This is a genomic window from Algoriphagus sp. SE2, assembly GCF_039563885.1.
Lineage (GTDB): Bacteria > Bacteroidota > Bacteroidia > Cytophagales > Cyclobacteriaceae > Algoriphagus.
In genome coordinates this window covers 126,789-146,678 of sequence record NZ_JBCLWJ010000006.1, presented here as the reverse complement: position 1 = coordinate 146,678, position 19,890 = coordinate 126,789, and the positions used below count along the sequence as shown (strand labels likewise).

The window sequence follows — 19,890 nt, the reverse complement described above, 5'->3', positions numbered from 1 at the left end:
TAACAAAATTATAGATTATGTCAACAGCATCTGTCGCAAATCATGAAACCGCTCACGATGATCATCATGATCATGAGCATCATGATAATTTTGTAACAAAATATATATTCACTACTGATCATAAAATGATCGGTAAGCAATTCTTGGTAACAGGTATTTTCTGGGCTTTGATCGGAGGTTTCCTTTCTATTCTGTTCAGATTGCAACTTGGCTTCCCGGATATGAGTTTAGAGTTTCTTCGTCCCCTCTTAGGAGGCTGGATTGACGAGACTGGTAAACTAGATCCTACGTTTTATCTAGCTTTGGTGACAATGCATGGAACCATTATGGTGTTCTTTGTGCTAACGGCAGGATTGAGTGGGACTTTCTCGAATTTCTTGATACCATTACAGATTGGTGCCCGAGATATGGCATCTGGGTTTATGAATATGCTTTCTTACTGGTTCTTCTTTGCATCAGGGGTGATAATGTTTATTTCTCTATTCATTCCAACTGGACCAGCTGGTGGGGGATGGGTTGTTTACCCCCCATTATCAGCTTTGGAACAAGCGATTCCTGGATCTGGTCTAGGAATGACGCTATGGTTGGTTGCAATGACCTTGTTTATTGCCTCTTCTTTATTGGGCGGTATTAACTATATCACTACAGTCATTAACCTAAGAACTAAAGGAATGTCGTTTTCAAGACTTCCATTAACTATTTGGGCATTCTTCCTAACTGCTGTTATTGGACTTCTTTCATTCCCGGTTTTAGTAGCAGCTGCGTTGTTATTGATTTTTGATAGAAGCTTTGGTACTTCATTCTACCTTTCTGATATCTATATCGGAGGAGAAGCACTTCCAAACACCGGAGGTAGCCCCGTGCTATATCAGCATTTATTCTGGTTCTTAGGTCACCCAGAAGTATACATTGTACTTCTTCCAGCCTTAGGTATTACGTCTGAGGTAATAGCGACAAATGCTAGAAAACCAATCTTTGGTTATAAAGCGATGATTATTTCTATGTTGGGAATTACCATTCTGTCGTTCATTGTATGGGCTCACCATATGTTCGTTTCAGGAATGAATCCATTCTTGGGGTCCATCTTTATGTTCTTGACTTTGATCATTGCTGTGCCTTCAGCAGTAAAGGTTTTCAACTACCTTACTACATTATGGAGAGGTAATCTGATCTTCACTCCAGCAATGTTGTTCTCAATTGGTCTGGTGTCTTTCTTTATATCTGGTGGATTAACAGGAATTTTCCTAGGAAATTCAGCAATTGATATTCAGTTACACGATACTTATTTCGTGGTTGCACACTTCCACCTTGTAATGGGATCAGCTTCTTTCTTTGGATTGGTAGCAGGTGTTTATCATTGGTTCCCTAAGATGTTTGGAAGAATGATGGATGAGAAATTAGGATATATTCACTTCTGGTTGACGTTTGTGGGTGTATACATGGTATTCTTCCCAATGCATTACATAGGTATCGCAGGTTTCCCAAGAAGATATTATTCTTGGACCAATTTTGATTTTGCCAATATGTATACTGATCTGAACATGTTTGTTTCTGCTGCTGCCATTATCACTTTCGCAGCTCAGTTTATATTCTTGTTCAATTTCTTCTACAGTATGTATAGAGGTAGAAAAGCTACCTTGAATCCATGGAGATCAAATACATTAGAGTGGACTACACCATTACATCCTGGTCACGGAAACTGGCCTGGAGAAATACCTACGGTGTATAGATGGCCATATGATTATTCAAAGCCTGGTGCGGAAGAAGATTTCATTCCTCAAACTGTGCCGCTTTCTGCGACTCCAGAATCTAACTTGCCACATGAGCAAGAACAGGTAAAACTGGAAATGGAGATCATGAAGGAAGAGGAAGAGGTTTTGGTGGCAAATGAGTCCAAACACTAACAAAGAAGTAAACAGCTTTCGCAAGGTTAGTTTCTTAACTGTGATAGCTGTTTATTTTCTAATCCTTGTTGGAGGTATCGTAAGAACTACTGGCTCAGGAATGGGTTGTCCTGATTGGCCTAAATGCTTTGGGAGTATTGTACCCCCAACAAAAGCTGAACAGTTACCTCCGGATTATCAAGAAATATACCTTCAAAAGAGAATTGCCAAAAACGAAAGGTTTGTGGCTACCCTTGAAAAACTGGGATTTACAGAAACTGCAAAAGAAATTGCGAACGATAAATCAATTTTGATTGAGCAGGAATTCAATCCGGTTAAAACGTGGATTGAATATATCAATCGGTTGATAGGTGTTCTTATTGGTTTCTTTATTCTTCTAACAGTTTGGAAATCATTTCGAATCTGGAAGTTTGATAAGATGATTCCAATTTTATCAGTTGCATCATTAATTTTGGTTTTATTTCAAGGTTGGATTGGTTCTTTGGTCGTTTCAACGAACCTGCTTCATTGGATGATTACCTTTCACATGATGCTAGCAATTCTGCTTGTTTGTGTCTTAATCTATTTGTATCACCGATCCGGCAAAATCAAAGAAGGAAATGGTGTTTCAATGGATGTGCCTGTCAAGGTTGAATGGATTTTGATTTTAGCATTGGTTTTAATGCTGATTCAAGTGGTGTTGGGAACTCAGGTGAGAGAACAAATTGATCAGATTTCTTTTGCGTTGGGAAATATGTTGAGAGGAACTTGGATTGAAAATTTGGGTTTGCCATTTTATATTCATAGATCATTCTCACTCATCATTTTGGGTATTCATTTACTGTATTTCTTTTGGGCATTTAAATATGTTCTTAGGAAATCAAGAATAAGTTTATGGACTCAGTTATTGATGATTTTAGTGGTTATTGAAATCGCTACGGGAATCGGAATGGCATATTTTGCTATTCCTGCGTTTCTTCAACCCATTCATTTATTGATTGGGACATTAATAGTAGGGATACAATTTCTATTGATCCTACAGTTGCGTGAGCAAAAACAATTTCGATTAAAAGAAAATTGAGAATGAGGACAGTTGGATTTACTGACCAGAGTATCTATAACTTGGTTATTATACGAGCTAAAGCGTATTATGAATTATTGAAATTCAGACTATCTGCTTTAGTTACATTTTCTGCTGTATTTGGTTTCGTCCTTGGTGATTCAGGAGTGTCGTTTGGATGGTCCAGCTTCATAGGATTAGCTCTTGGTGGATTCTTAATAAGTGGTGCATCTGGTGCAGCAAATGAAATCATGGAGCGCGATTTGGATAAGCTGATGAAGCGAACCGAGAAGCGTCCCCTTCCATTGCAGATTATCTCATTAACAGAAGCTTATTGGTTTACATTCCTAATTGCATTCACAGGAATAGGATTGCTATGGGTTTTTACCAATCCTCTTACGACTTGGTTAGGTGTTTTGAGCATGGTTTTATACGTGTTCGTTTATACTCCACTTAAGAGAGTTGGCCCAATTGCAGTATTTGTCGGAGCAATTCCTGGAGCAATGCCGCCATTATTGGGTTGGACTGCGGCAACAGGAGGAATTTCTTATGAAGCCTTAATCATATTTGGAATTCAATTTATCTGGCAATTCCCCCATTTCTGGGCTATTGCCTGGGTAAGTGATGAAGATTATAAAAAAGCCGGTTTTAAATTATTACCAAGTGGTGGTGGACAGGATTTGAATACAGCTATTCAAATTATGATTTATACCCTGTTTTTATTGCCCTTAGGTCTCCTTCCAAGCTATTTTGGTTTAACTGGATTAAATTCTGGTATAGTAGCAACTGTTTGCGGTGTATTATTCCTTGCTCAAACTTTCTCACTCATGAGAGATTGTTCAAGAAAATCTGCATTGAAAATTATGTTTGGATCATTTCTGTATTTACCGATTGTCCAAATAGCTTATTTACTAGATAAATTGCCATAAAATGGAACAAGAACTCAAGTATGTAGATTTAGTCGAACAGCCTATATCTATGCATCCGAAGAAGTTTGCATTATGGCTTTTTATGGTTACAGTTGTGATGATATTTGCTGCAATGACTTCAGCCTATATTGTAAGACAGTCAGAAGGGAACTGGTTGGAATATGATTTACCCCAAATATTTTGGTTTACTTCCGGTATTGTAATTTTGAGTAGTGTCTTTCTTCAGTATGGATATATATCTGCCAAAAAGGATAATATGACCGGATTAAAAATTGGCTTATCAGGAGCAGTTATTCTTGGAATCGCATTCTTGATAGGGCAATGGTATTCTTGGGTAGCTCTTGTGGATGAAGAAGTGTTCTTCGTTGGTAATCCTTCCGGATCATTTCTTTATGTTTTTACTGGGTTACACGCTATACACCTAATCAGTGGTGTGATATTTCTGATAATTGTATTAATTTCGAGTTTCAGTTTTCAGATTCATTCTAAGTCTATGGTTAGAATGGAAATGGCAACTACTTACTGGCATTTTCTAGGTGGGCTTTGGCTTTACCTGTTTATGTTTTTGCTTTTGAATCATTAAATAACAATAGTACAAACCAATAATTTATGTCTGCGCATTCTACTGCTATTGGAGTAAGCTCAAAAAGAGGCATTTGGGGAGGTGGTAACGAACCTCTTAAAGCCAGCTATGGAAAACTTATGATGTGGTTTTTCCTGCTCTCCGACATTTTCACTTTTGCTGCTTTTCTGATCACTTATCTTTCCATTAGAGTAAGTTATCCAGCATATGCCGGTCCCGCCGGAGACTTTGTTGGGTCAAATGAATATTGGCCAGTCCCTGAATTAGTCTTTGATGCTATTCCATTTGTGCATGGGGTTCATGCTCCTTTGGTTTTCGTAGGTATCATGACATTTATTTTAATTTCATCTTCTGTGACTATGGTATTGGCTGTTGAAGCTGGACATAGAAATGATAGAAATGACGTCGTTAAATGGTTACTATGGACAATCCTAGGTGGCGCTACTTTCTTAGGCTGTCAGGCATGGGAATGGAATCACTTTATCCATGGAACCGACTCTGGTAGTGCTTTGACATATATTAATTCTTTGAATAACTTGGTTTCAGAAGTTGTCCACGGAGCCAATCTCAACGTTAATGAATATGGGCCTGCATCATTTGCACAGTTATTCTTCTTTATAACAGGGTTTCATGGTTTTCACGTAACAATCGGTGTTTTCCTTTTATTCCTTTGCTTCTATCAAGCTGCTGTTGGAATTTATGACGGAAGAGGTCACTATGAAATGGTTGAGAAAATTGGTCTTTACTGGCACTTTGTAGACCTTGTATGGGTATTTGTATTTACCTTATTCTATTTGATCTAAAGCTTTAAATTTTCGAATTATGGAAATTCAACAAAATAAATCTACGCTGGAAGTTCATCCACGTAATGAAGAAAAAATAAAAAAGATCTGGAAAACGGCTGCAATTCTTTTAGCTATCACAGTAGCAGAATTTATAATGGCCTTTACAATGGATAGAGGATTGTTTTTGTATTTCCTTTTTATCGCTTTGACAATTTGGAAAGCAAGATATATTATGCTTGAATTCATGCACTTAGGTGATGAAGTGAAACCTTTGTTTTATGCGATTATTGTTCCACTCATATTTCTGATTTGGTTACTCATTGCTCTAGCAAAAGAAGGCTCAGATATTTTTCTAATGAGGTGGTAATCAAAAAAAGCTAAAAAAAATTAGGTTGAAGAGAGACACTTCAACCTTTTTTTTGTTAAGAAGTAATTATGAGAGGAATTAGGATTTTGCAAGGAATGGTATTGGTCTGTATTTTACTGATACCAGTTTTAATATTCATGTTTCTAAGAGGTTTTGGGACAAATACTTATGATATCCCTATTTATTATCAGAATGGAACAGACAACCCCTTTAAAGAATGTCCTGTAACTGATACGACCCAACATTACATTCCTGATTTTACTTTTGTGAATCAAGAAGGTAATCCTGTAGGTAAATCTCAGATGGAAGGAAAAATAACAATAGTTGATTTTTTCTTTACTTCATGTCCTAGCATTTGCCCTGTAATGTCTCAGGAAATGGAGCGAGTGAATGATATGTTTCGAGATGAACCTCGCGTACAGATACTTTCAATAAGCATAGACCCTGAGTTTGATACACCAGAAATTCTCAAGGAGTATGCAGAGCAACATCATGCTCAGGCTGGTAAATGGGATTTTCTTTCTGGTGGAAAATTGGAAACATATCAATTAGCTAAATGTGGTTTTATTTTGCCTACGCTAGATGGAAACGGAATCCCTGATGATTTTGCCCATAGTGATAAATTCACCCTAGTTGATGAACAAGGGAGAATAAGAGGATATTATAGTGGCACAAATAGGGAGGATGTTGATTTGTTAATGCTTGAAGCAAAAATATTGTTATATGGAAACAAGTAAGTCAACGCTGTTGCAAAATGAGAATAAAGTAAAAAATTGGATAGTTGCGATTTCTGTGATTATTCCAGTAGCCGTAGCTGTTTTACTTTTTATGCCTGCCAAGGTGGATGTTGGTAGTGATTGGGTTTATTTTCTTCCTCACTTGAATGCAGTTATAAATTCTGCAGCAACAATAGCTTTAATTTTAGGCTTGGTTTTTATAAAAAACAAGAATATTGCTTTTCACAAGGCCTCAATGAGTGTAGCATTTGGATTGGGAGCTATATTTCTTGTTTCTTACGTAGTCTACCATGGCACAGCCGAAAGCACTAGCTTTGGAGGAGAGGGTTTTGTTAGGATAGTTTATTATGTGCTTTTGATAACTCATATCATTTTTGCAGCAATTGCCTTATTCCCGATCTTATTTGCCTATTATTATGGCTATACGGACCAAAGGGAAAAACATAAAAAACTAGTTAAATTTGCATATCCAATTTGGCTGTATGTCACAATAACTGGTGTGATTGTGTATTTAATGATTAGTCCTTATTATTTACATTGAACTCAATAGGTTTAAAATCGTAAATTGAAATATGAACCGGATCTATAAAATATTCTTAGTATTTGCAATATTTGTTTTTACCCAAATCAATACTTACGCGCAATGTGCTATGTGCCGGGCATCTGTTGAGAATAATGTAGCAAATGGAGATACAAGTATTGGTGCTGGCCTAAATGCAGGTATTCTTTACTTATTTGTCATGCCTTATTTAATGGCTATGGTTATCGGTTTTTTTTGGTATAGGGCTTCAAAAAAAAGAAAAGAAAAATTATCATTTCGTTGATGCGTACTGAATGGCAAAGTTTGATACAGGCTTTGCTTTTTTTATTTTTAGCCTAAATGAGCTATGAATCTAGGAGGTTGATCATTTTGGTCAGCGTTTTCTCTTTACTTACTGTTTTGATCCTAAATTTCTTTTTTTTCCAAAAAAGTGATGAAGAAAGATATTTAGAAACTTTACAGGAAAGAATCCAAAAAGTTGATAGAGAATTCGATGAAGATTTTATTCAAATCCTCATGAATGTTAGTTCTACCGATTCCATTTTATTTAAGAATATGGAGTTATCGGAACACACTCATCCTTATTTTTTACTGAATTCAGAAAGGGAGCTGGTTTATTGGTCTGACTTTACCTTTTCTTTCGATTTTGATCAAATAGATCAAGAAAAAGAATATCAGCTTATCGAAGACCCTTATGGTTCAATTTTAATCAAAACCAGGCAATTAAGTAAAAGTGGAACTCCACTTTTGATGGTTCAGGCACTACGGTTGATATATCCAGGAAACATCGAAAATGATTATTTGATTACAGGGCCAAACCCCCAAATATTTGGGAATAATCGCTTCCGGCTTTATTCAAACTCTGAAGAAGGCACTTTCCAAATTAAAAATCCTGCGGGAATTCCTCTCTTTGGGATTGACTTTCTTTTTGGATATCAGCCAGCAAATCGGCTGGTGAACCCAGCTATATTGATTTTTTTTACTTCCGTCTTTCTGCTTTATTTCTTATTGAGTTCTGATTTTGTCCTAAATAAATGGAGGAGAAAACGCAGGTGGCAGGCGATTGGGTATGCAACTATTGTTTTGGTGGCTTTTCGGGTATTTATGCTACTCTTAGATTTTCCAAGAGCTTATTTGAACTTATCACTTTTTGATCCGGGGAATTATGCTTCCTCCTGGCTAAATCCAAGTCTGGGAGATTTGCTGCTCAATACAATTTGTGCTTTCATCATTTTCGGAATGATCATATTCCATCTTGCTTCAAAGGAGATGCGATTTAAAATCCACACTTTACAAGAACCTGTTGAGATTAGAGTATTTGGATTCATTTCTTTATGTATCAGTTCAATGGGTCTGGCAATGGTTTGGTTTCTCCCCAGAGACATTATTACCAACTCTCAATGGGCTTTAGATATTACATCTATCCCAAGTTTTGATTGGTTTAAAGGACTTAGTTTTTTGATTCTATTTATGTGGGGGGCAATTTATGTTTTAGTCTCTTTGACCTTGATCAGTTTAATTCTTGAGATTGCCAAAAGGAAAAAGGAGTTATACAAAGGTCTACTTCTAATAGGGATACCCATAGCAGGATTAATTTTCCCTTTTAGTATTTGGGGTGGGGTTGTTTGGGTTATTCATCTTGGTCTTATTTACTTGGTTGTTCGATTTGAGCTGTTCAGAAATGTTTTCAAACTTGGATTGGACACATTCCTTACTTTCTTTTTTGCTTGTTTGATGACTGCAGGAATCTGTGGGATCAGTACGTTTCAAACAGAAAAAAATCAGTTGATTCAATCTAAGATTCGCTTTGCAAATCAAAATCTGATAGAAAATGATGTGATGACAGAATTCTTTCTGAGCGAAATTTTTTCAAGAATAAAGTCAGACCTTTTTATCCAAAATAGGATGGGGGATCCTTTACTTTCCAAGGATCCGATCGAAACGAAGATTAGAAAAATCTACTTGGATAACTATTTCGATCAATTTGAAGTGAAGGTTGGGGTTTTCTCCGCTTCAGGACAGCTGATGCAAGGACCATTAGATTTAGGTAGTCTAAATGACTTGCGATTGAAATATATAAATAGTGATTATGCGACAAGCGTGAAAGATCTTTATTTCGTTCGCGGCAGTGAGGGAGATTTGGGGAATCAGTTTATCGCTTTTATCCCATTGACAAAGGATGATTCACCTCAGGGTACCATATTTTTGGAATTAAATCAATTAAGAGTACAGCCAACAAGTGTTTATCCAAAACTTTTGCTGGACAAAAAATATTCGGAAAGATTAGACCCTATTCGGTTTGATTATGCAGTATTTAGAGAAGACGAATTGCTCAGAAATACAGGAAGCTTTAATTATCAGTCAGAGGAGTTAATCGCTAGGCTTGGTGAAAGTAAATTATTCAAAGAAGGAATTCATGTCGGAGATTTCCAACATTTTGGGATCATGAGTGGAGAGGATAAAATTATTATTTCTTCTCCAAATATGACCCTGTCTCATTTTTTCGGAAACATTTCCTTGTATTTCGTGGCATTTGTATTTCTTACTTTTTTGGCAATTCTGATCAATACGTTTTTAAGAGGGTATAAAACTTTTGAATTTAACTACTCTACTAAACTTCAACTTTACCTGAATTTTGCATTTTTCTTTCCTATAATCATTATCAGTATAATTACTATTGGCTTATTGGCGAATAGCTATAGAGATGACTTAGATCGTCAATATATTCAGAAGGCAAATTTAATTCGAGGAAACCTGAGCAGTTTCTTAAATAACCAAAAAATCGGTGATGTTGATCGAGATATTATCAACGAGGAAGTTAATAATCTTGCCAATACGATTGCCAGTGATTTACACCTATATACTGACTCAGGGCGACTGGAAGCTTCAAATAGACCGAACATCTTTGAAAAGAAAATCCTTTCAAACTGGATTAATCCTGCTGCTATCTCAGAGATTGAGGAAATGAATCAAAACCGATTTTTGGCAGATGAAAAGATTGGTAGGTTGGTTTACAAATCGGTTTACTTGGCAATCCCCTCTTCAAATAGCCAAAGAAATTTAGGGATTTTAGCTGTGCCTTTTTTTGAATCTGAGGCAGAATTGAATTCGCTCATTTCAGATGTGTTGAGTAATATTTTCAATGCCTTTGTTGTCATCTTTATTCTTTTCTTAATCGTCTCTTATTTTGTTTCAAAAAACCTCACATTTCCTTTCAAGCTTTTGACTCAAAAGCTGAAAACGACGAATCTCGAGAATAATGAACCCATGTATTGGGATTCTAAAGATGAGATAGGTTTGCTTGTCAATGAGTATAATAATATGCTTTTCAAGCTTGAATCAAGTAAGAAAGTCTTAGCTTCAACAGAGAAGGAATCTGCTTGGAGGGAAATGGCCAAGCAAGTAGCTCATGAGATAAAAAACCCATTAACTCCAATGAAGCTCACACTTCAACACTTATTAAGATTGCAAAGTGCAGGTCAATTGGATGATAACGAAAGGCTGAAGAAATCCTTAGAGACCCTAATCCATCAGGTAGATGCTCTAAGTGGAATTGCTTCTTCATTTTCCACTTTTGCCAAAATGCCTCTCCCAAAGAATGATTTGATGAACTTCAAAGACGTTCTAAATCAGGTGTTAGAGCTTTTTAAAAATGATGAGCGTTTAGACTTGTATTTTAAGGATGACTCTTACACGGATAATATCCCTATACTTGGCGATGATAAACTCTTTGGAAGAGTTATTTCTAACTTGATAATAAATGGAGTACAAGCGGTAGAAAGTGGCGTTAAACCAGAAATCCGAGTCTGGCTTTGGATGAGTGATGAAGCAGTTTTTCTTGAAATTTCAGACAATGGAAATGGTATTCTTCCAGAACTTAGAGATAAGATTTTTATCCCTAATTTCAGTACCAAGAGTCAGGGTTCAGGACTTGGTTTAGCTATAGCCAAAAGTGGAGTGGAGACGGCAGGAGGTAAAATATGGTTTGAAACTAAAATGAATGTAGGAACAACATTTTACCTTACTTTCCCTTTACTCAAATAATTTCCCCTTTTTATTACCTTGGAGGGAAAAGTGCTTTCAATTTGAAGATGCGAACCTGGGTCATTTCTTGGATTATTGTGATTGGCTTTTTTGCAAACGCAAGAGCTCAGGAAAAATGTAGGTGGGTGAAGCCTTTGGATTTTTCAGTTCCAGCTCTTGTTGATTCACTTTCTGTTTTAGAGGAAAGTATCCGGATTCTAGATAAAGATGGAAATTCATATGCGTTTAAATATGACTTAAGCAGCAATCAATTGCAGCTCCTTTTTGACGCAGAAAGCCCCCCTGATTCTGTCAATCTATGTTATCAAACATTTTCTATTCGATTAGACCAGCCAAAATCTAAGAGAACCTTATTGTTGGATTATGATTCAATGGCTCAATTTAGAGATACCAGGGTTCTAGAATCTCCTACTTTTGATTTTAGAGAAGAGCTTTTTCCAAGTACAGATCTTTATAAATCAGGAAGTTTAACACGAGGGGTTTCTTTCGGGAATACCCAAAATGTCTTTGTGAATTCAGCTCTAAATTTACAACTCGAAGGCGATATTTCTGAAAACCTGAAGATTCGAGCGAGCATTACTGATCAAAATATTCCTTTTCAACCGGAAGGAAATACCCAACAAATCCAAGACTTTGATAATGTATTAATTGAACTTTACAATGACGACTTTAGTCTGGCTGCGGGTGATGTAGTCCTTAAACAAAGGGAGTCAGAGTTTTTAAGGTACTATAAAAATGTCCAAGGCTTACAGTTTACTTCCAATTATAAATTGAAAGGTAATTGGACTGCAAGCTCACGGGGCTTTGCTTCCATTGCGAAAGGAAAGTTTGCCTCTATTCAACTCCCAATTCTGGAGGGAGTCCTTGGTCCTTATAGAATTCAAGGTCCACAGAACGAAAGATTTGTGATAATTATGGCTAACTCTGAGCGCGTGTTTTTGGATGGAAAACAATTACAAAGAGGTTTTAATGCTGATTACGTGATCGATTATAATCAAGCTGAAATAACCTTTACACCAAAAGTTCTGATAACTCAATATTCAAGGGTAAGAGTGGATTTTGAATATGCAGAGAGAAATTACAGCCGGTCGATCTTAGGTGCAAATCATACCCAGAGTAATGGGACTGTCGATGTATATTTGAATTATTATCAAGAGAAGGACAATCGAAATAGACCTCTTTTTACTGACTTTACCCAAGATGAACTTAGACTTTTAGCCTCAGTGGGAGATGAGGTTGAAAATGCTTTAATCCCCAGAATCGATAGTGTCGCATTTGATCAGAATCGGATTTTATATCAAAAAATAGAAGAATTCGATTCAGTGGGTGATACCCTCAAATATTATAAATATTCTACAGATCCTGAATTAGCACATTTTGCCCTTTCTTTTTCCCAAGTAGGGCAGGGTAACGGAGATTATAAGCGCCAAAGTCAATTGGTAAATGGGACTGTGTTTGAATACGTTCCCAGAGTAAATGGTCAATCTCAGGGAGATTATTCTATACTAACCCAATTACCAGCCCCGGATAGTAAAAGAATGGCAACGGCTGGAACTAGGGTTAAACTGGGACAACACGAAAAAGTATATACCGAATTGGCTTTATCCTCTTTAGATAAAAATCTGTTTTCAGATCTTGGTGATGAAAATAATCAGGGATTTGGGTGGAAAGTTGGATTGAAGTCTGAAAACAGGGAGTTGGGATTCCTTAAAGGTTATAAGTTCACAGGACAAACGGAAATAGAATACAATTCAACAAATTTTAATTTTATCGATAGATTCAGATATATAGAATTTGATCGGGACTGGGGTTTGACCCAGGAAGATTTAAAGGCGTCCGCTCAAGAGCAATTTTTCTGGACCCAAATCTCATTGGACAAGGATCAGAATAATCGTTTTGATTACAGGATTTATCTCAGAAATAGACAGAACGTCCTTAATGGCAGTCAGCATTCAGCTAATTGGAATTTGAAGTTGGGGAAAAGGATGAAATTAAGGCAAGAATTTTTTCTATTAAACAGTCAAAAGGACAGTTTAAAAACTGATTGGTCCAGATATCTGGGAGATGTTTCTTTTAATAGTAAATGGTTTGTGCCTGGGTATCAATTCTCATTAGACCGAAATACTCTTTTAGATACAAAGAAAGATTCTGTTGTTAGTTCAGTGATGAATTTTCATCAACATTTGATCTACCTAAAAAGTAATGACAGTCTTTCTACTTCATTTTTTCTAGATGCCGCTTGGAGGCAAGACAGAGCTCCATATTTGGGAAAACTTGAAGACGATACAAAAGCCTTTACATCTAATTTCACTTTTCGGAAGCAATGGACTAAGCATAGCTTGACTAGTACTTTTACTTACAGGGAACTGGAATATTTACAAAGAGAATTGCCTTCAGAGTTGAATGTGATGGGTAAACTTGATTATCAGGGGAGCTTAGGGAAAAACCTAATTCGAAATGAATTAAGTTATGCTATTGGAAATGGTCGGGAACTTCAAAGAGAGTTTGTCTTTTTGCCGGCTCCAAACGGAGATGGCACACATACCTGGCGAGATGATAATGGGGATGGAATTCAACAATTAAACGAGTTTTATCTTGCGATCAATCCTGAGGAAAAGCAATACATTAAAGTCTTTGTGCCAACGGATACGTATGTACAAGCTTATACAAGTATTTTGAATTACAGGATTCAGGCTAGATTTCCAGATACCTGGAAAGAGGAGGGAGGACTTAGGTCTTTTTTACAAAAGTTTTCTAATACAACGAGTCTGAGCATTGAAAAGAAGGTTATGACTGACGATTTTGGAGACAGAGTTAATCCTTTTATTGGAAACCTAAACCGTGAAGATATACTTTCGCTGAGACAGGTCATTCGAACTTCATTTTTCTTTAACAGAGCATCTTCCAATTATGGTTTTGATCTATCCCGTTTCGATTCACAATTCAAGCAATTACTATCTGGCGGTTTTGAAGACTTGATTCAAAAAGACTGGAAACTTAATACGAGGTATAATTTTTCGCCTAAGACTTCTCTGAGGGTTCTTGCTGGCACGGGTAAAAGACTTTCAGGCTCTGATTTTTTAGAAAATAGAAATTATACCATAGAGCAAACTTCATTGGGGCCTGAGTTTGCCTGGCAACCAACGCCATTTTTTAGAACGACGGCCTCATATTCATATACAGGCAAACAGAATACTGAAAATATAGAAATAGAAGAGAAAGCAATGCTTCATCAAGTCGGGTTGGATTTACGATATGCTAAAGCTATTAAAACTACATTAACGGGTAATTTCAAACTCATTCAGATAGATTATAATGGTGTTTCTAATTCTCCTGTAGGCTATGAAATGCTTCAAGCCTTAACTCCAGGCACCAATGTCACATGGACTTTTAATTGGCTTCAAAAAATTGGAGAAGGCTTACAATTGAACTTAGTCTATGAAGGAAGGAATTCTCAGGGTCTGGATCGAATTGTCCATATAGGAAGAATGCAGGTTTCGGCACTGTTTTGATAAAAAAATGTAACTTTGTTTTCTGTAGATAGTTGTCATACTAACTATTAAAACAACAAATAAATGAGTAAAACTATTCTCGTCACAGGAGGTACTAAAGGCATTGGGAGAGCAATTATTGAGCGCTTTGCAAACGAGGGTTTTGATATAATAACCTGTTCAAGAAATGAAAAGGATTTAGAGAGCTTAAAATTGTCTTTGGAAGAAAATCATGCGCTGATTCATGTTTTAGCAGTGAAAGCCGATTTATCCAAGAAAGAAGAAGTATTAGAATTTGCGGAGAAAGTAAAGGCTTTCGGAACTCCTGATGTGCTCGTGAATAATACCGGAATCTTTTTGCCTGGTGCGATATTAGACGAGCCAGATGGTAATCTAGAAGTGATGATGAATACAAATTTGTATTCTGCATACTACCTCACTCGAGCTTTGATCGGAGATATGAAAGCTAAAAAAAGGGGGCATATTTTTAGTATGGGCTCTATCGCTGGGTTAACAGCTTATGCAAATGGTGGGAGTTATGCCATTTCAAAATGGGCAATGTTAGGAATGACAAAATGTATACGGGAGGAGTTAAAGGATTACCAAATCAAAGTAACCTCTGTTTTGCCTGGAGCTACCTACACTTCCAGCTGGGAAGGTGTGGACTTACCGGAGGATCGTTTCATAAAATCTGTTGACGTAGCTGAGTCCGTATGGTCAGCTTATAACCTTTCGCCACAAACTGTTGTTGAAGAAATAGTCATAAGACCTCAATTAGGAGATATTTAAAGCATGGAACCAATAATTAAATCTCTGGATCAATTGTATTGTAATAGCCTTACGAGCTATTCCCGAAGAAAAACAATTCCTGTTAATGTAGGAGGGGTTTTAATTGGAGGAGAAAATCCTATCGTAGTCCAATCTATGACGACTGTGGATACTATGGATACCATTGGTTCCGTGGAGCAATGCATCAGAATGATAGAATCAGGATGTGAATTGATTCGTATTACTGCACCAAGCATTAAAGAGGCAGAAAACCTTAAAAATATTAAAAGTGAGCTTCGAAGAAGAGGATATCAAACACCATTGGTAGCAGATATTCATTTCACTCCAAATGCTGCAGAAATTGCCGCAAAAATTGTAGAGAAAGTAAGAATCAATCCTGGAAACTATGCCGACAAGAAAAAGTTTGAGGTGATAGATTATACTGACGCTTCCTATCAGGAAGAATTAGATCGGATAAGAAAAAGATTCTTGCCTTTAGTGAAAATCTGTAAAGAGCATGGTACAGCCATGAGAATAGGTACTAATCATGGTTCTCTTTCAGACCGGATTATGAGCCGCTATGGTGATACTCCTTTAGGAATGGTAGAATCTGCCTTGGAGTTTTTGAGGATATGTGAAGATGAAAGTTACTTCGATATCGTTATTTCTATGAAATCTTCCAATACCCAAGTGATGGTTCAGGCTTATAGGCTTTTGGTTCAAAAATTAAATGAAGGAGGGTTTAAACCATATCCTTTGCATTTAGGAGTGACAGAAGCGGGTGAAGCAGAGGATGGAAGAATAAAGTCGGCAGTTGGAATTGGAACCTTATTGGAAGATGGTTTGGGAGATACCGTAAGAGTTTCTTTGACCGAAGATCCAGAGTTTGAAGCACCAGTTGCCAAGGCTTTGATTGATCGGTATGCTCACCGTTTACCCCATACTGCTATTCCAGAAATCAATCAGTATCCAATTCATCCTTTTGACCATGAGAAAAGACATTCGGATGAAGTTTTTAATTTTGGTGGGCATAATGTACCGAGGGTAATTACTGATATTTCCAAGATAGAAAAGATCACAGAAAAGGAAATTAAGCAAACTGGGCATTTTTATCTTCCTGAATTGGATAAATGGAAAATGAATGATCAGGGCTGTGATTTCGTTTATTCTGGTTCCAATCCAATTCCATTTATGTTGCCTAATGGAATGAAAGAAATCCAAGATGCATCAGTTTGGAAAAGCCAGGAGGATCAGGTTAATAAATTCCCTTTATTCAATTTGGAAGAATTTTCGAATTCATCAACTTTTCATTCTAAATTAAACTTTTTAGAGATTTCAGATACAGAGATCGAACAGGTTATTCCTTTGATTTCAGGAAGAAAAGATACTGTCCTCATTTTGAAAACAGGTAATAAGCATGCAATGCCTGCCATGAGACGCGCTTTCGTGAATCTTATGGATACAAAAAATCAAATCCCCGTTGTTGTCAAAATAGCCTATCCCGACCAAAACCAGGATTTGACTATGCTTTACGCAGCAACTGATGTCGGAGGTCTATTGATTGACGGTTTGGGAGATGGTATTTTCATTTCTTTAGAAAAAGAACATCAAACAGATCGTCAAGAGATCTTGGATCAGATAAAATTGCATAATTCTGTAGGTTTTGGGGTGCTTCAGGCTGCAAGGACCCGAATGTCAAAAACAGAATATATTTCCTGTCCTTCCTGCGGTAGAACTCTATTTGATCTACAGGAAACTACGGCAATGATCAGAAAAAGAACAGATCATTTAAAAGGCGTAAAAATCGGAATTATGGGATGTATCGTCAATGGTCCCGGTGAGATGGCTGATGCAGATTATGGGTATGTTGGATCCGGAAAAGGAAAAATCACCTTATATAAAGGAAAAGAAGTGATGAAGCGATCTGTTCCATCAGAAAGAGCCGTGGATGAATTGATTGAAATCATCAGAGAAGACGGAATGTGGAATGAACCGGATTCCATATAATTAAACTTTTCTAGGGAGTTTCCTGTTTAAAATTCAAATTGCGAGATAATGTCAGAAAATAATAAAGTAAAAGAATTCTTTAAGTTAGGGGAAGTGGGAAACTACTTTATCAGGGTATTTCAAAAACCAGACCCTAACCAAAAATCAAATCTCAACCTTAGAATGATGCATGGCATCAACAAGATTTCAATTATTGTATTTCTTCTCGCAATAATTGTCTGGACAGTTAAGAGATTTATTTAAATTTTAGATAATATAATTAAGGTCATTCGTTAAAGCGGATGACCTTTTTTTGTTAAATCTTGAAGAAAATCTTTTTCTTAAACAGAAAATAACAAAGTCCCCACATTGCAGCTAAAGTGCAAAATGCTGTAATGATTCCCAGTAAATGTTCACTAAATCCTAAAGGCTCAAGAAACCCATTAGTGAAAATACCTAAGGTTCTATTGAGCCAACGATGGCCTAAGATTTCAGCAAATAGATAAATGAAGATAGAGTTCATTCCTACGATGATGAAAGGGAATGCCTTGGATTGATATTTTTTGACGTCGATAAGCCAGAAAGAAAATGCCAATGCCAATAAAGCCCAACCACCGGAGGCTAATGCAAATGAGCTCGTACTAATTCTTTTTATAATAGGCGTTATTCCCATTAAATCCAGACCATAACCTAGAATCAGACCTGTTATTCCTGCTAAGACAAAGATTTTTATTTTTTCCGAGTCCGTTTTTTTAGAAAGAAGAATGTTCCCACAAATTGCTCCCCAGATCGTGTGAGCTGCCGTTGGGATGCAATTAATCGCTACCCAACCACCGTTATTAATTTTTCCCATAAGGATCATATCAATGTAATTCCCGAAGTTGGTTCCGTGTTCATATGGAACTGCCGGATTATATATTCTATAAAGGAATTCTGTAAGAAGTAAAAGCGCTAAGGAAACACCAAGTTGAATTTTCCAGGATTTACTGATTAGGAAGTAGGTTACTAAAATTGTGAATGAAAGCTGGGTCAAAACATTCCATAGCTCAAAAACCAACTTCCCACTATAAATACAATGAAGACCTGTACCAAAAAGAAAGAGTAGTAAACATCTCTTTATAATGTGTTTGGTGACTTGTGATTTGTCAGCATGATTAGCCAATCGCTTGTTTAATGAGAAAGGCATGGCAACCCCAACAATAAACATGAAAAATGGTTGGATCAGATCCCAAAACCTGAGCCCATTCCAGGGGTGGTGGGTAAATTGCGTGAAAAAGGAATTGAAAAAACCTGGATCAGGAAAAGCTTCTAAAAGAGAGTCGTAAACTAAAGCTGCTTCTGCAATCAGCAAAAACATAGTTATCCCCCGAAAGGTGTCCAGAGATACCAATCGTTTTGAAGGAGAAGAAAGATTGTCCATTTGTTGGTGGTTTTTTGGGTTGCAACTAAACTAATAAATAGCAATTAGTAGGCATAAAAAAAGGTGCAGAATTTCTGCACCTTGATGTATTTAAGTTTAATCCCGTCTCTTACTTTCTTTTTTTGCGGCTTTCGCAGCTCTTTTTTCTTTCAGTGTTTTGGTAGGGGCCGATTTATCATTTTTCGGTTTCCCTTCAGGTTGTTTAGCCATCGTTTGGAAGTGGTTTTAGTAGATACCACAGGATCTTAAACGAGGTAAATGTAAAATTGACTGATCTTATCCAGATTTATTTTTGTTAAAAATCTTTTTAAAAGGGGCTAGATTCTGTCCAATAAAATCTTCCGGCATTTTTTCATCATTTGGTAGACCAACAGGCAGATTTTCATCATCTGATGGCCAATAATAAGTTTTAAATAGAAAGTCCCAAAGGCTTAAGGAAATCCCATAATTGAAACCGTTTGGGTGAGATTCAGGTAAATTTTTAGCATGATGCCAAAGATGCATTTGAGGTCCATTTATAATATACCTCATAGGACCTAATGGAATATACAAATTGGCATGACCTAATTGCCCTATTATCAAAGTGAAAATATGAACAATAAAAAAATCAGTAATACCAAATCCGATCATCGCTAAGGGGATATACTCCAGTGTTCTATAAAGTATATTCTCCATCCAGTGGTACCTCAAGAGAGCAGAAAAGCTCATTTCTCTGGTACTATGATGTACTTTGTGAAATTCCCACATCCAGCCTACATGATGATACATCATGTGAATGGCCCATTGCATAAAATCCCTGATAATGAATATCAGAAATAGCTGAACCCACTTGGGAAGCTGATCTACTTTAATAGCAACAATATTTGTAATCCCAAAGAGACCAAGAAAATCATTGAATGCCTCTACGGCCACCATAGAAAGTGCATTATAGGCAATCAGTGCAAACAAGAAGTAGTTCCAAAAAATATAGAATATGTCAAGCCAAAAATGTTCTCTGATAATTGGTTGATTTTTTCTCCAGGGGAAAGCAATTTCTAAAAGCCAGATTACCAAAGAGGCACCTATAAGCCAATAGAAGTAATTATGCCAAGATGGGTGGAGTATTTCATTTACCAAGTAATTCCAATAGCCGTAGTAACCGTCTGAAATTGCTTTGATGTATTTTTCCATGAAACAAAGATTGCTTATTTAACTTTTCTCTTAGGTGATATTACTCACAGAAATTAAAACCTTTTAATCATAAAAAGGTTCTTCCTCCCTTGTAAAATTCAAAGTTATCACTGCAATTTGAAGTCA

16 protein-coding genes are annotated in these 19,890 nt (G+C 36.6%); 14 read left to right on the top strand and 2 right to left on the bottom strand.

Annotated elements, in window-relative coordinates; translation table 11 throughout:
• Positions 1–17: 17 nt before the first annotated feature.
• From AAGF08_RS09505 to AAGF08_RS09440, 14 genes are all read left to right on the top strand, one after another.
• Complete coding sequence (locus AAGF08_RS09505) at positions 18–1,904, top strand: cbb3-type cytochrome c oxidase subunit I (RefSeq protein ID WP_343510920.1); 1,887 nt, start codon at positions 18–20, stop codon at positions 1,902–1,904.
• Positions 1,888–2,964 (top strand): COX15/CtaA family protein, encoded by a 1,077-nt coding sequence (locus tag AAGF08_RS09500; RefSeq protein WP_343510919.1) that lies wholly within the window; start codon positions 1,888–1,890, stop codon positions 2,962–2,964. Before AAGF08_RS09505 ends, AAGF08_RS09500 begins: the two co-directional genes overlap by 17 nt.
• A 2-nt stretch (positions 2,965–2,966) precedes the next feature.
• The gene (cyoE, locus tag AAGF08_RS09495; RefSeq protein WP_343510918.1) at positions 2,967–3,872 is read left to right on the top strand and encodes a heme o synthase; all 906 of its coding nucleotides are present in this window, start codon (positions 2,967–2,969) and stop codon (positions 3,870–3,872) included.
• Position 3,873: 1 nt separating this feature from the next.
• Positions 3,874–4,455 carry a cytochrome c oxidase subunit 3 gene (locus tag AAGF08_RS09490; protein WP_343510917.1) on the top strand — a complete coding sequence of 194 codons (582 nt, stop codon included), beginning with the start codon at positions 3,874–3,876 and terminating at the stop codon, positions 4,453–4,455.
• A gap of 26 nt (positions 4,456–4,481) precedes the next feature.
• Positions 4,482–5,258 carry a cytochrome c oxidase subunit 3 gene (locus AAGF08_RS09485; protein ID WP_343510916.1) on the top strand — a complete coding sequence of 259 codons (777 nt, stop codon included), beginning with the start codon at positions 4,482–4,484 and terminating at the stop codon, positions 5,256–5,258.
• A 19-nt stretch (positions 5,259–5,277) separates the two neighbouring features.
• Positions 5,278–5,607, top strand: a complete 330-nt coding sequence (locus AAGF08_RS09480) for a cytochrome C oxidase subunit IV family protein (RefSeq protein ID WP_343510915.1) — start codon at positions 5,278–5,280, stop codon at positions 5,605–5,607.
• Positions 5,608–5,675: 68 nt separating this feature from the next.
• The gene (locus AAGF08_RS09475; RefSeq protein ID WP_343510914.1) at positions 5,676–6,344 is read left to right on the top strand and encodes an SCO family protein; all 669 of its coding nucleotides are present in this window, start codon (positions 5,676–5,678) and stop codon (positions 6,342–6,344) included.
• On the top strand, positions 6,331–6,885 hold the full coding sequence (locus AAGF08_RS09470) for a DUF420 domain-containing protein (protein ID WP_343510913.1): 555 nt from the start codon (positions 6,331–6,333) through the stop codon (positions 6,883–6,885). Before AAGF08_RS09475 ends, AAGF08_RS09470 begins: the two co-directional genes overlap by 14 nt.
• A 31-nt stretch (positions 6,886–6,916) precedes the next feature.
• On the top strand, positions 6,917–7,168 hold the full coding sequence (locus AAGF08_RS09465; protein WP_343510912.1) for a hypothetical protein: 252 nt from the start codon (positions 6,917–6,919) through the stop codon (positions 7,166–7,168).
• 56 nt (positions 7,169–7,224) lie between these two features.
• Entirely contained in the window at positions 7,225–10,929 is a 3,705-nt protein-coding gene (locus AAGF08_RS09460) for an ATP-binding protein (protein ID WP_343510911.1), read from the top strand.
• 47 nt (positions 10,930–10,976) lie between these two features.
• Positions 10,977–14,441, top strand: a complete 3,465-nt coding sequence (locus tag AAGF08_RS09455) for a hypothetical protein (protein WP_343510910.1) — start codon at positions 10,977–10,979, stop codon at positions 14,439–14,441.
• A gap of 63 nt (positions 14,442–14,504) precedes the next feature.
• Positions 14,505–15,209, top strand: a complete 705-nt coding sequence (locus AAGF08_RS09450; protein ID WP_343510909.1) for an SDR family oxidoreductase — start codon at positions 14,505–14,507, stop codon at positions 15,207–15,209.
• 3 nt (positions 15,210–15,212) lie between these two features.
• Complete coding sequence (ispG, locus tag AAGF08_RS09445) at positions 15,213–17,195, top strand: (E)-4-hydroxy-3-methylbut-2-enyl-diphosphate synthase (protein ID WP_343510908.1); 1,983 nt, start codon at positions 15,213–15,215, stop codon at positions 17,193–17,195.
• 48 nt (positions 17,196–17,243) lie between these two features.
• Complete coding sequence (locus AAGF08_RS09440; RefSeq protein WP_343510907.1) at positions 17,244–17,438, top strand: DUF6728 family protein; 195 nt, start codon at positions 17,244–17,246, stop codon at positions 17,436–17,438.
• A 52-nt stretch (positions 17,439–17,490) separates the two neighbouring features.
• On the opposite strand, the gene AAGF08_RS09435 is transcribed toward AAGF08_RS09440, so the two are convergent.
• The gene (locus AAGF08_RS09435) at positions 17,491–18,594 is read right to left on the bottom strand and encodes a DUF5009 domain-containing protein (protein ID WP_343510906.1); all 1,104 of its coding nucleotides are present in this window, start codon (positions 18,592–18,594) and stop codon (positions 17,491–17,493) included.
• Between the two features lie 276 nt (positions 18,595–18,870).
• Complete coding sequence (locus AAGF08_RS09430; RefSeq protein ID WP_343510905.1) at positions 18,871–19,764, bottom strand: sterol desaturase family protein; 894 nt, start codon at positions 19,762–19,764, stop codon at positions 18,871–18,873.
• Positions 19,765–19,890: the final 126 nt, after the last annotated feature.

Coding starts and splice junctions, on each gene's coding strand:
- AAGF08_RS09450 (WP_343510909.1), top strand. CDS start 14,505: ATGAGTAAAACTATTCTCGTCACAGGAGGTACTAAAGGCATTGGGAGA.
- AAGF08_RS09440 (WP_343510907.1), top strand. CDS start 17,244: ATGTCAGAAAATAATAAAGTAAAAGAATTCTTTAAGTTAGGGGAAGTG.
- AAGF08_RS09505 (WP_343510920.1), top strand. CDS start 18: ATGTCAACAGCATCTGTCGCAAATCATGAAACCGCTCACGATGATCAT.
- AAGF08_RS09470 (WP_343510913.1), top strand. CDS start 6,331: ATGGAAACAAGTAAGTCAACGCTGTTGCAAAATGAGAATAAAGTAAAA.
- cyoE (WP_343510918.1), top strand. CDS start 2,967: ATGAGGACAGTTGGATTTACTGACCAGAGTATCTATAACTTGGTTATT.
- AAGF08_RS09455 (WP_343510910.1), top strand. CDS start 10,977: ATGCGAACCTGGGTCATTTCTTGGATTATTGTGATTGGCTTTTTTGCA.
- AAGF08_RS09460 (WP_343510911.1), top strand. CDS start 7,225: ATGAGCTATGAATCTAGGAGGTTGATCATTTTGGTCAGCGTTTTCTCT.
- AAGF08_RS09465 (WP_343510912.1), top strand. CDS start 6,917: ATGAACCGGATCTATAAAATATTCTTAGTATTTGCAATATTTGTTTTT.
- AAGF08_RS09490 (WP_343510917.1), top strand. CDS start 3,874: ATGGAACAAGAACTCAAGTATGTAGATTTAGTCGAACAGCCTATATCT.
- AAGF08_RS09475 (WP_343510914.1), top strand. CDS start 5,676: ATGAGAGGAATTAGGATTTTGCAAGGAATGGTATTGGTCTGTATTTTA.
- AAGF08_RS09485 (WP_343510916.1), top strand. CDS start 4,482: ATGTCTGCGCATTCTACTGCTATTGGAGTAAGCTCAAAAAGAGGCATT.
- AAGF08_RS09480 (WP_343510915.1), top strand. CDS start 5,278: ATGGAAATTCAACAAAATAAATCTACGCTGGAAGTTCATCCACGTAAT.
- AAGF08_RS09435 (WP_343510906.1), bottom strand. CDS start 18,594: ATGGACAATCTTTCTTCTCCTTCAAAACGATTGGTATCTCTGGACACC.
- AAGF08_RS09430 (WP_343510905.1), bottom strand. CDS start 19,764: ATGGAAAAATACATCAAAGCAATTTCAGACGGTTACTACGGCTATTGG.
- AAGF08_RS09500 (WP_343510919.1), top strand. CDS start 1,888: ATGAGTCCAAACACTAACAAAGAAGTAAACAGCTTTCGCAAGGTTAGT.
- ispG (WP_343510908.1), top strand. CDS start 15,213: ATGGAACCAATAATTAAATCTCTGGATCAATTGTATTGTAATAGCCTT.